The organism is Burkholderia sp. AU19243, from assembly GCF_018148075.1.
Classification (GTDB): Bacteria; Pseudomonadota; Gammaproteobacteria; order Burkholderiales; family Burkholderiaceae; genus Burkholderia; species Burkholderia latens_A.
Genome location: NZ_JAGSTV010000002.1, coordinates 559,800 through 571,923, shown reverse-complemented (window position 1 = coordinate 571,923; position 12,124 = coordinate 559,800). Strand labels below are relative to the sequence as shown.

General features: G+C 65.5%; 9 protein-coding genes. 8 read left to right on the top strand and 1 reads right to left on the bottom strand.

Translation table 11 applies throughout. From position 1 onward, the window contains the following. Positions 1-54: 54 nt before the first annotated feature. The 7 genes from KDW55_RS05950 (at position 55) to KDW55_RS05920 (ending at position 10,774) form a co-directional block, all read left to right on the top strand. Complete coding sequence (locus KDW55_RS05950; protein ID WP_249173825.1) at positions 55-2,277, top strand: GNVR domain-containing protein; 2,223 nt, start codon at positions 55-57, stop codon at positions 2,275-2,277. A 22-nt stretch (positions 2,278-2,299) separates the two neighbouring features. Then, positions 2,300-3,481, top strand: coding sequence for a glycosyltransferase (locus KDW55_RS05945; protein WP_167432668.1), 1,182 nt, complete (start codon positions 2,300-2,302; stop codon positions 3,479-3,481). 11 nt (positions 3,482-3,492) lie between these two features. Next, positions 3,493-4,926, top strand: a complete 1,434-nt coding sequence (locus tag KDW55_RS05940; RefSeq protein ID WP_212159998.1) for a DUF6418 domain-containing protein — start codon at positions 3,493-3,495, stop codon at positions 4,924-4,926. Beyond that, positions 4,923-6,161 (top strand): hypothetical protein, encoded by a 1,239-nt coding sequence (locus KDW55_RS29725; protein ID WP_069242885.1) that lies wholly within the window; start codon positions 4,923-4,925, stop codon positions 6,159-6,161. Before KDW55_RS05940 ends, KDW55_RS29725 begins: the two co-directional genes overlap by 4 nt. After that, positions 6,158-7,405, top strand: a complete 1,248-nt coding sequence (locus tag KDW55_RS05930; RefSeq protein WP_212159999.1) for a glycosyltransferase — start codon at positions 6,158-6,160, stop codon at positions 7,403-7,405. Before KDW55_RS29725 ends, KDW55_RS05930 begins: the two co-directional genes overlap by 4 nt. A gap of 106 nt (positions 7,406-7,511) precedes the next feature. Continuing rightward, positions 7,512-8,720 (top strand): glycosyltransferase, encoded by a 1,209-nt coding sequence (locus KDW55_RS05925; protein WP_212160000.1) that lies wholly within the window; start codon positions 7,512-7,514, stop codon positions 8,718-8,720. Between the two features lie 323 nt (positions 8,721-9,043). Beyond that, the gene (locus KDW55_RS05920; protein WP_212160001.1) at positions 9,044-10,774 is read left to right on the top strand and encodes an alpha/beta fold hydrolase; all 1,731 of its coding nucleotides are present in this window, start codon (positions 9,044-9,046) and stop codon (positions 10,772-10,774) included. Here KDW55_RS05920 and KDW55_RS29345 read toward each other — a convergent pair. Then, the gene (locus tag KDW55_RS29345) at positions 10,747-10,980 is read right to left on the bottom strand and encodes a hypothetical protein (RefSeq protein ID WP_249173826.1); all 234 of its coding nucleotides are present in this window, start codon (positions 10,978-10,980) and stop codon (positions 10,747-10,749) included. The two genes, KDW55_RS05920 and KDW55_RS29345, sit on opposite strands and share 28 nt — an antisense overlap. Here KDW55_RS29345 and KDW55_RS05915 point away from each other — a divergent pair. Next, positions 10,979-12,103 (top strand): hypothetical protein, encoded by a 1,125-nt coding sequence (locus tag KDW55_RS05915; protein ID WP_235355465.1) that lies wholly within the window; start codon positions 10,979-10,981, stop codon positions 12,101-12,103. The two genes, KDW55_RS29345 and KDW55_RS05915, sit on opposite strands and share 2 nt — an antisense overlap. Positions 12,104-12,124: the final 21 nt, after the last annotated feature.

Below are 12,124 nucleotides of genomic sequence, written 5' to 3'. Positions count from 1 at the left end.
AATCACGTGCGTCGAGGGGCAACGTCTGCCGAATCGGCGATTCTGGAGTTTGGCATGAAGATGGAAAGACCGTTATCGGGCGTACATCGCGACGGACCGAAGTACGCGTCGCCTGGGGCGATCGGCGTGTCGCCGCTCGACATGCTGGAGAACGCGCTCGAGCACGGGCGGCTGTTCCTGATCGTGTTCTGCGCATGCGTGCTGGCAGCGCTCACGTACGCGATCGCGGCAACGCCGATTTACGCAGCCGACGCGTTGATCCGGATCGAGGAAAACAAGCCGAGCGCGCTGGGTTCGCTCTCGGCGATTTCCAAGGCGCTCGACATCCAGAACTCCGCAGTGATCGGCGAAATCGACGTCGTTCGATCGCGGTCGGTGCTCACCGAGGCCATCGACGCGACCGGCGCGCGCGCCGACGTATCCGTGCGGAATCACCTTCCCGTCATTGGCAGCCTGATCGGCTCGCTGATGCCGAAGGACGCGAACGGCCTCGCGGCCGCACCGTTCGGCTTGTCGTCATGGGCATGGGGCGGCGAGCGCGTCGAATTCGGCGCATTCGACGCGCCACCGGCGCAGGTCGGCAAGTCGCTGGAACTCGACTATCTCGGCGACAACCGCTTCCGGCTCAAGGACGGCAACGGCGACGAGGTGCTGAGCGGCGTGGTCGGCGTGCCGAGCAGCGCGAACGGCTACCGGGTCGACGTATCGCGTATCGTCGCGCGCCCGGGCATGGAATTCCGCGTACGGTACATCGGATTGGAGTCGCGCATCGAGGCCATTCTGAAGAAGCTCAGCGTGACCGAGACGAAGCGCCAATCGGGCATCATGCAGCTGAACTTCGAGGATCCGGATCCCGTGTTTGCCGCACGGATGCTCAATGCGATCGCCGTCAGCTATCTGAACTTCAACGCGAAACGCCGCGCCGAGGATGCCGAGCGCAGTCTCGCGTTTCTTAACACTCAATTGCCTGCCGTCAAGGCGCGGCTTCAGCAGGCCGAGCAGGCATTGAACGCATTCCGGAACCAGCAGGGCTCGATCGACGCGCAGGGGGACATCAACCTGCTCGTGGATCAACTTGCGTTCGTCGACAAGTCGCGCCTCGAGGCCAAGCTCGAATATCAGGATCTGCTGTCGAAGTATGTGCCCGGACAGCCGCAGGTCGTCGCGGCGGCGAACAAGCTCAAGGAACTGGACCAGCAGGCGGCAATGCTGAAGGAAAAGGCGGCGCGTCTGCCGTCCCAGCAGCAGACATACCTGAGGCTCGCGCGCGACGTCGAGGTGAACAATCAGCTGTACGTCGGGCTTCTGAACAATACGCAGCAACTGCAGATCGCGGAGGCGGGCACGGTCGGCAACGCATCGATCGTCGACAAGGCGGCCGTCATCGACAAGCCGGTCAGGCCGAAACGGATGCTCGTCGTGCTGGCGGGCGGCGTGATCGGCGCGTTGCTGGCTTTCGCGATCGTCCAGGGCGTCGCGCTGCTGTCCGGACGCATCCGCGATCTGGATCGTGTCGCGGAGGCGACCGGCATTCCGGTGCTTGGCGTGCTGCCGGCGGCGTCGCAGGTCGGCTTGGTCGATACCGATCCGGCGGCTACGACCGCGAACGCGGCTCGGCGGGCGGACGCGCCGCTCGCCGATGCGTTGGACGGGCTCGCATTGGCGCTGCAGTATCGGCTGCGCGCGGATCGGCGCGCGTCGAAGATCATCGTGATGACGTCCGCGGCGCCCGGTCAGGGCAAGTCGATGATCGTCGCAAATCTCGCGTGGCTGTTTTCGCAGAAGGGAATCCGGACGGCGATCGTGGATGCCAACGTGTCGGCGCCGGCACTGCACCGCTACGTGCCGGTGAACGCCACGAACGGGCTGTACGACGTGCTCGCGGGCACGCTTCCGCCCGAGAGCGCGATGGTTCGCGTGGCAGACAATTTCCACCTGCTGCCGGCCGGCAACGTCGGTGCGGCAGCGCGCAAGCGGCTCGATGCGTCGGACGTCGATCGGCTCGTCGCGTCGTTGCGGGACCGGTACGACATGATCGTCGTGGACGCGCCGTCGGCGCTGCCGGTGGCGGACGTCGCCGCGCTATCGAAATTTTCCGACCTGACGTTGCTGGTGGCGCGGCAAGGTGAGGTCGGCTCCGCCGAATTGATGGATGCGCTCGATGGCTTGCGGCTGGTCGGTGCGCGCGTCGACGGCCTCGTGTTGAACGGCTTCTCGCCGTCGCCGCTGCGTCGGATTCGCCGCGCCGGTGTGCAATTGCGCGAGCGTCATGCGTGACGGCGGCCGGAGCGATGCAACGATGAGCGATTCGATGGCAAGGATGGACGATCCGCGTGCCGACGCGTGCGCGACGCGGATCGTGTGGTTTCTCGGGCCGCGGCCGGCGAGCTGGAATGGCGTGATGCGGTACAGCCTGATGTGCATAGACCTGATACCCGGCGGCGACGGCTGGCGTGTCGACGCGATCGATATTCCGGCGCCGCCGCGTTCGCTCCGGCGCTACTGGACGCAGTTCGTCGTCTATCCGCTGCGCGCGGTCGCGGCCGCACGCGCGGGCGCCTTCGTCGTGCTCTACCAGGAGGATCTGGCGTTTCTGATTCCGCTGGTCCGGTTCGCGGGCGGACGCGTCGGGATCGTGCTGCACCACGTTCAACGTCCGGCACAGGCATGCGGTTTCGTCGAGCAACTGAAGGCCGCGTATGTTCGCGTGACGCAGTCGCTGATCGCTCGCGCGGACATGGTGATTACGCCGTCGGACGTGACCGCGCAGGAAGCCGTCGCCGAGATGGGCGTGAGCGCGGACAGGATTCAGGTGGTGCCCAATGCGTTCGACGATCGCCATGCACCGGTCGATACACAGGTTCGCGCGCGTGCGAGATCGGTGCTGGCGACGCGCTTCGGCATCGATACCGGCGACGCGCTGGTCGTGCTGAACGTCGGCTCCGACGAAACCCGCAAGAACAACGCAACGCTGTTTCGCGCGCTCGCATTGCTCGAGCGCAGCAAGACGGTGGTGCTGCGCGTGGGCCAGCCGCTGCATCAGAACAATCGCCGCGAGTGCGTGGCCATTGCCGAACAGGCAGGGCTGGATGCCCACTTCATCGAGCATGTCGACGATGAAACGCTCGGGTACTTCTATCAGGCCGCGGACCTCTACGTGTCGCCGACGCTGCATGAGGGTTTCGGCCGCACGGTGATCGAGGCTCAGACCGTCGGCGTGCCGGTGATCGCCTCCGATCTTCCGGTTTATCGCTACACGATGGGCGATTCGTTCGTGCCGGTGACCGATGCGACGGATGCTGGCGAATGGGCGCGGCAGATCGAGCGGGTGGCCGGCGATCCGTCGCTGCAGGCCGAGCTCGTGCGCAGCGGTCGCGAGAACGCCCGGCGCTTTTCGTCCGCGGCCGTCGGCGCGCTGCTGCAGCGGACGCTGCAGCGCGCGGTGCGCGACGTCCCCCGCGCGACCAGGGCCGACGCATGAAGGCCGCCGCGATGCAAGCCGACGCCGCAACCGGCATGCGCGCCACGATCGGTGTCGCCGCATGGACGCTGTTCGCGCTCGCGCTCGCAATCAACACGATGCTGCCGATGCTCGGCATCGTTCAGCCGAGCGCGCTCTGCACGCTGCTGGTCGCCGTGGCGGCGGTGATCGCGCTGATCCGGTTCAGTCCGGTGTTCGCCGTGTCGATGCTCTACCTGCTGGTGATTGGGTTGACGGCGTTCGTCGCCGGCGTCGGGATCGAATCGGGCGGGTTCCTGCGTGAAACGGAAATCTTCGGTATCGCAAACGGTGCATTCAGCCGCTTGCTTTTGCTGTATCTGGTGTTCGTCGTCTGCGCGCTATTGGCGTTTCGACGCATCTTCGACGAACGCGCCGCGCATGCGCCGATCGACGTGCGCATGACCCGGCACGCGTCCGGTGTCGTACTCGGGCTCGGGCTGGCGGCCGTGATTCTGGGCACGGGCGTGGTCGCCGGTCTGAGCGGCGGTTTCGCGATGTTGAGCGGCGTCAACCGCTATGCGCTGCGAAACGATGCATCGAACGGGATGCTGTTCAACCTGTTCCTGAACAACCAGACGTTCGTCGCGATGCTGCTTGGCACGTTCTGCACGAGTTCGATCCGGCCGGTCCGGTGGCTCTCGGCCGCGATGATCGTGGCGGATCTGCTGCTCGCGGCATTGCACGGCGAGCAGTTCATGTCGGTCCTGCACATCTGCCTGACGATGCTGGTTCCGTTCATCGCGATTCATGCGATGAACGGCCGGCCGGTGCTGCGATATCTGGGCGTCGGTGCGGCGATTGCGCTGCTGATCGGCAGTATTTCCGTGTTTTACGCATACAAGGGGCAGGGGCTCGACGCGTCCGAAACGATCGTTTCCCGCTTCCTCGAGCAGGGGCAGGCGTGGTACGTCGTGGATGGCGACGCCCGGACGTTCTCGGCCCCTGCGCTCGGGGGATTGCCGGCTTTCGAACGTTTCATCGCGTCGCTCGGATCGCTGACGGAGCCGACTTTCTTCGGCGACGCGCCGGTCAGCGGATTGCGCGATCTGATGCTGTCGTACGGAACGCCGGACATCCTGCGCGCGTATGTGTTCGACGACGTCACATTCACGATGGGAAACATGGCGGTGCCGGTTTACTGGTTCGGCTATGCGGGCGGCGCGCTGTTCGTGTCGATCACCGGCGTGGTCTACGGCGCGCTGAGCGCGATGATGATCCGTATCGCGATGCGCGGCGGCGTGGTCACGCTGTGGCTGGCGTCGAAGGTGTTTGCATACGCGACATTCGCCGCGCAGCAGGGCGACTACTGGACGATGTTCGGGGCGCGCACGATCGTGTACCTCGCGATCATGGCGCTCTGGTGGCTCTGCGTGGACGCGAAGCAGGCGGCGCGTGCGGAACCGGCACTGGCAGGATCGTCGTGAACGCATTCGTCACACTTCTGTTTTCGTCGTTTACCGGCGTGGTCTGCGAGAAGCTCATCGGCGCGCTTGCCGCCGTCGCGAGCAACCACCTGTTCGCAAATATCTACGGCGCGCGGCTGTTCGGCGAATTGCAGTTCTCGCTGTCGCTCGCGTACGTGATCGGCAGTATCGCACTGATCTTCGGCGCGCAGGTCATCCAGCCGATCCTCGGCAAACATCCGCGCTTGCGCCACATCGTCGTCTACCGGGCGTTTCGCCTGCGGCTCGCGCTGACGCTTGCGGTGATGCTGGCTTTCATGGTCATCGTGATGGTCGTCATGCATCCGTCGAGCGTGTCCGAGCTGACGCTGATCGCCGCATTCGCGCTGATCGTCGAGCCGATAGCGCTGGGTTCGCTGATGGCCTACGCGGAAGCGAGGCCGTGGGTCATCACGCGCGCGCGCGCCTATGCCAGCTGCGCCCGCGTGCTGTGGCTGTATGTTGCCGCGCACGCGTCGATGGGGGCGATGGTCGCTGCATTCGCGTGGCCGCTGGAGGCCTGTGTCGCGGCGGCCGCGCCGTTCAGCCGCTATCGCTCGCTCGCATTGCAATCGCCGAAGTCCTTTCACGGCGACGCCGTCGTGACGCGCACGCTCGTCGTTCGCGGGCTAAAGGTCTGGCCCGCCATCGTGGCGGGGGTTCTGGTGCTGAGAATGGACCGCCTGTTGCTCGGCATGCTGGTATCCAAAGCCGATCTCGGCATCTATGCAGCGGCCGCCTCGCTGGTGGAACAGTGGAATTCGGTTGGAACGACCCTCGCGCTGGCGCTGGCGCCGAGCATGGTCTTCGCCGCACGCACGGAATCGCAGATGCGCGAGAAGGCGGTGAAGCTCGGTGTGTATCTCGCGCTCGTCGGCTGCGTGGCCTGGATCGGCAGCTTCTTCATCGGCAGGCAGGTATTCCTGATGATCTACGGTCCCGCGTTCGTAAAAGGTGTATCGATCATGATCTACGCGAGCGGATGCTCGATCGCGACGTTCATGGACGCCGGCCTGAGCACCTGGTTGCTTGCAGTGCGCCGCTACCGGCTGATCATGCTCAAGCAGGTGCTGATCGTCGCGAGCCTCGCTGCGGCACCGTTCGTTGCGCCCCGCGCATTCGTCGCATACGCGCCGTCCACCGGCATCGCCGTGTCGCTCGTCGTGTTCTGGGGCGGTTTGTTCGCTCACCGGCTCTACACCAGGGACGCGTCGTGAAGATCTGCCTCTGCGCCAATCGCTTTCCGCCGAACGTGGTCGGCGGCGCCGAAATCGTCGTTCGCGATCTCGCCGTTGCACTGCGCGATCGCGGTCACGACGTGTCGATCCTGACGCTGTCGGATGTACGGACGTCGAAGCGGCGCGTGTTCGACGGACTGCCGGTCAACGCGATGCCGAACCTGAACGTCTACAACCAGTTTGCGCCCGGGCCGCGGCACTGGCTCGGGAAGGCGCTCTTTGCCGCGGTCGATATCTTCAATCCGCTCGTGTTTCTTTGCGCGTGGCGGGAACTGAAGTCGCTGGGCGCCGAAGTCCTGTGCACCAACAACATCAAGGGCATCGGGCCCGCGATATGGCTCGCGGCCCGCGTGCTGCGCATTCCGGTGGTGCATGTGATGCACGATTACTGGCTGATCTGTCCGGCGTCGACGCGGTTCGCGAACGGCCGCGCGTGCGACGGCGCGTGCGGCGCGTGCCGGAGGCTTTCCGCTCCGAAGGCGCGGCTGTCACGCATGGTCGGCCACGCGGTCGCGGTGAGCGACTTCGTGATGGCGCGTCACCGCGAGCAGCGTTTCTTTCCCGGTGCGATGCAGACGGTGATTCGCAACCCCGTCGCACCGATTGGCGCGGGACACGCGACCGAACCTGCGCGCCCGCGCACGCCGTTTCGCGTCGGGTTCATCGGGCGAATCGACGCGACCAAGGGCATCCGCGAGTTTTTCGCGAGCGTGGCGTACGCGTCCAGGATCGCGCCGGCAATTGAAGTGCATGTTGCCGGCCGCGACCCCGACGGCATGCTGCCGGCCCTGATGCGCGAGTACCCGGGCCTGAGCGTCGTCGCGCATGGCTTCGTGAGCGCGCCGGATTTCTACAGGAGCGTCGATCTCGTCGCGGTGACATCGATGTGGGACGAGCCGTTCGGTGTGGTGGCCATCGAGCCGTGGGCATTCTTCAAGCCGACCGTCGCCTTCGCGTCGGGCGGTCTGACCGAAGTATTCGCAGAACTGCCCGAGTTGCTCGTCGCGCGCGGCGATTGCGACGCGCTCGGTGCGTTGATCGGACGGCTCGCGACGGATGAAGCGTGGTATCTGCAGGTTGCGCGCCGCTGCCACGCCCAGCGCGAGGCGTTCGGGCAGGCGCGACAGGTCGGTCAATTCGAGCAGGTTCTGCAAGCGGCGATTGCCGGACGCAACGAGAACGGTCGCGTGACGCGCAAGCGGGAGGCGCAACGCGATGCATGAATTCGCGAGTCGACGGACGCAGTGGGCGGACGAAAGCGAAAACGCGCGGGTGTGCACGCGAGCCGAAGGCGGTACATCGGCAATCCCCGCCGAAGCGGGAGGTATCGTGAAGAACAGAGTATTGATGGTCATGACGCGGGACATCCCGCAGCACGTATCGAACGGGCGCGAGCGGACGCTGCGCTTCATCCGGAATGCGATCGGCGACGAGATGGAAGTCGCAGAGTTCAAGATCCGCTCCGTTTTCGAGGATGGTGGATGGTCCGGAAAGCTCGGCGCGGCCGCGCGCGTCGCGATCGGTGTGCTGCGCGCCGAACCGTGCGCATTGCAGGTCGCGATGTTCTGGCGCGCGCGCAAGCGCGCGGAGCTGCTCCGCGTCGTCGAGGCGTCGGCGCCGGACGTGATCTACTTCGACGGCATTCGCATGGTCGACTACGCGACGCTGGTCGGACGTCGTTTTCCGCACTGCCGGATCGTCGTCGACTTCGACGATCTGATGTCGCGCCGGGCAGGCATTCTGCGCGCGCACGATTTCCCGTTGTCGGCCGGCTACCTCGCCAGGTCGATCCCGCGCCCGTTCGTCAGGCTGGCGAACGCATCCATCGTTCGAAAAGCCTTTCTTCGCTACGAGGAGTTCGCGCTGAGGCGGCAGGAACGGGCCGCGATCCGCGCGTCGAATGCGGTCACGCTCGTGTCGACGGAAGACGCAGGCGCACTGCGCGCGCGGCTGACCGACGACGAGGCTGCGAAGGCGCACGTGATCGCGCCGCCGCTGAGCTCGCGCACACCGGTGCGTTTTCCCGCGACGCCGCTGCGCTTCGTCTTTATCGGCTCGGACGCGCAGTTGCAGAACCGCCTCGCCATCGAATACCTGGTCCGGCTCTGGGCCCGTGTCGCGCCGGCGAGTCCGCTGGTGATTTTCGGTCGCATGGTCGGTCGCTACGATCCGGTGCCGAACGTCGTGTTCGCGGGATTCGCGCAAAGCCAGGCGGACGTCTATACCGGATGCTCGATCGCACTGTGTCCGGCATTTCTTCGTGGCGGCATCAAATCGAAAGTGCTGGAGGCGATTTCGTACGGCTGCGTCCCGGTGGGCAACGACGCGGCGTACGAGGGGCTCGGATTCCACGACGACGCGCTCGCGATGACGGAGCCGCGGCTGGAGCGGTTCGTTACCGCGCCCGACGAGGATCTGCCCAACGTGGTCGCAGCGGCAACGCGCTTCGCGGAGTACTGCGACCAGCACTTCAGTATGTCGCGATTCGGACAGCGGTGGCGCGAAGTGATCGCACCGATGCCGGACGGTTCGCGGTAACGCATATCGTGCGGTAGTAGCACTGCAAGGTCCGGACCGGCGGCGCGAGGGCGCCGAGGTTGCGGACGTCGTCGAAGTCAGCGGGACGTGACGGCGGTAAAAGGAGCCCGCCTTTGTCCACAAAGCGATTTGCGCTCGACCGTCAGCGGGACTTCGCCGCGAGACGAACGCGTGCAATCTCCAATTCGATACGGATATCAAATACAAGAATGAGACCAATCCTGTTTGGTGAGTGTTTTGGATGGCTGCATCCGGGGAGTGGAACGCGAGGCGTCGTTCTGTGCAGCGCGTACGGCCACGAAGCGGTGTGGAGCCACGGCGGCATGCGTGAACTGGCAGACCGATTGTCGGCCCGCGGCATCCCGGTGTTGCGTTTCGACTATCGCGGCACCGGGGATTCCGCGGGCGGCGACGGTGCAAGCGACCAGTTCGACACGGCTGTCGTCGACGTCGTTGCGGCAATCGGGCGGCTCAGGGAAGAAACGGGTGTGACCCATGTCACATTGTGCGGCTTGCGGCTTGGCGCGGCGTTCATGCTGATTGCGGCCGGGCAGGTCGATGTCGACGAACTCGTGATGCTCGCGCCGGTGGTGAACGGTCGCAGCTATTTGCGAGAGTTGTCGATCGTTCGCACTATCTGGCTCGAGCAATTGCCGGCGCCGTTGCGGGCGGTGCAGCAGCGCGACGCGTTGCTCAACGTACTCGGGCAGGTTTATAGCGCGACGTTCCGCGATCGGCTGAAGCGTTTCGACGCGGCTGCGGTGCTGAAGGCGAGCACGCGTGCGCCGGCCGCGCGCACGCTGGTGTTCGACGTGCATCCGGGCGACAGCGAGCCGATGTGCGCATGCATCCGTGCGTTGGGGGGACGGGCCGAATCGCGGACCTTCGACGGCTATGGGGCCTTCATGCAGGAGTCGGTGTTCTCGAAGCTTCCCGAACGCGTGTTCGCCGCGGTGGTGGACTGGATCTCGGCTCCGATTGGCGCGCAGCCGGCGGCCGGCGTCGCGGCGCACACCGCGGCCGATTGGCCCGACCTCGGCCCCGGCGGGGTGCTGCGCATGGCGGACGTTCATGAGCGGCCGGTGCGATTCGGCGCCGACGGTTTGTTCGGTATCCTCTGCGTGCCGGCGAGTTCGCCCGATCCGGACTCGGCGGTGCTGATCACGAACACGTCCGCCAGCCCGCATGTCGGCGACAGCCGGCTGTCGGTGCGCATCGCCCGCGAGATCGCCCGTCGAGGCATCGCATCGCTGCGCTTTGACGCGCGCGGCATCGGCGACGGCGCGGTGTCGCGCGCGATGGCGGCGCGGATGGCACTGCAACCGGTCTATTCGAAGACGACCGTGGAGGACGCTGCGGCCGCCGCAGACTGGCTGAAGGCATGCGGATACCGGAACGTGGTGTCGTTCGGGATCTGTTCGGGGGCGTACAGTGCGTTGCGAGCCGGGCTGCTGGGACGCTCGCTGTCGGGCGTCGTGTCGGTCAACCTGCAGAGTTTTTACATTCCGGAAGGCGTGTCGGTGGAATCGCTGCACCAATATCAATCCAATTCGCTCGCCGGATATCGCTCGTCGTTTTTCGATCTGTCGAAATGGGTGCAGGTGCTGCGCGGCGAACGGAGAATATGGCCGTTCGTTCGCCTGATGCTGAGGCGGACGTGGACGCTGCTGTCGAACCGCGTCGCGGCTGCGCGGCGCCGGGGCGCTCGCCCGCCGGCCGCCGATGCGGTCCCGACCGATCCGCACGAGGTGATGCGTGCGCTGCAGCGAAATGGTGTGAGCACGTTGTTCGTATGCGGCGCGTACGACAGCAGCCTCGACTTGATGACGATGCATTTCGGTCGACGCGGCAAGCGACTGGAGCGATTCCGGTCTGCCCGAGCGGCGGTGCTCGACGAAGTCGATCACAGCGTGTTTGGCGGGCAGGCGGTCGACAAGGTCGTCGAGCTGTGCGTGGAGTTCACACAGCAACTCGGCGCCGCGCATGCGCCGGTCGGCAAACCGGCCGGCCGCGAACTGCGCGGCCGCTACCGCCGGCCGCAGGTGCCGACCTGACGGCACTGCTGCTGGCAGGCCACCTGGACCTTCACGATCGGGAAACCCATGCAGATATTTAAGCGCATCCTGTTGACGGCATTCGGCGCGCTCGCCTTGTCGGCCGGCAGCGGCCATGGCGAAGAGCACGTGCCGGAATTGGCGCCGGCAAACACGTCGGCCAGCCGCGCTTTCGCCGGATCGCCCAATGGCATCCCCGGCGGCATGACGTCCGTTTCGAAAGTCGACGTACATACGCTGCTGTATCCCGGCAGCACGACCCGTGTATTGGCCCACTATCTGCCTTGGTGGGGGCCAGATCCTCGCGGGGTCGCCGTCGGCTATCGATCCGACGATCCGAGCCAGGCGCTGCGGACCTTCGAGGACATGCATTCGCGCGGTGTCGATGGTGTAGTCGTCGACTGGTATGGAAAGGGACATTTCGTCGATACGGCGTGGAAAGCGTCTATGCCGGCACTGGCAAGGTTTCCGCGGATGACGTTTTCGATCATGATCGACAGCGGCACATTCAAGTTCAACGCATGTCGCGGCTGCGATCTGACCGATACCATCCTCTACCACCTCGATTACGCAGCGCGCGAATATTTCACGTCGAAGCAATACTTGCGCTACGACGGTCATCCCGTCGTGTTCGAGTTCGCGATCGAAGCGGCTGGAAAGGCGGACTGGGCGAGAATCCGTGCCGCCCACCCGGAGATCTACTGGATCCATACGCACGCGTCGGGATTCGACGTTCCGTACAGCAATGGCGGATTCGTCTGGGTGCAACCGTCGTCGAGAATGCTCGCGCACGTGGGCAGCTTGCGCGACCGCGCGCATCGGGCGCGCTTCTACGAATTCGCAATGAAAAAGGGATCGGGGCCGATCACGGTCGGCGGGGCATGGAGCGGTTTCGACGATTCGCGCGCGCCATGGGCCGCCGCCGAGCCGAGCTACCTCGAGCAAGCGTGCGGCCAGACCTGGCTCGACACGTTCAGGAGCATCAACGACCGCTACGATGCGCGGCATCAGCTTCCGTTCGTGCAATTGATCACGTGGAACGACTACGAGGAGGGAACCGCGCTCGAGCCCGGCATCGCGAGCTGCGCGGCGGTAAGCGCGGCGCAAACGGGGCGCACGCTGAGCGTACGGCTCACGCATCCGGAAACGGTCGACCACCTCGAGCTCTACCGGCAACTCGGCGCGTCGTCGTTCAGGCGGGTCGGACGCTATCCGGCGGACACGACGAGCATGCCGCTGCCTGATGCCGAAGCCGCCGTCTATTTCATCGAGGCAGTCGGCAAGCCGTTTATCCAGAACGTCGTGTCGCCTGCGATCGTGGTCCGGTAGCCGGCGGCGATGCGAAGCGGC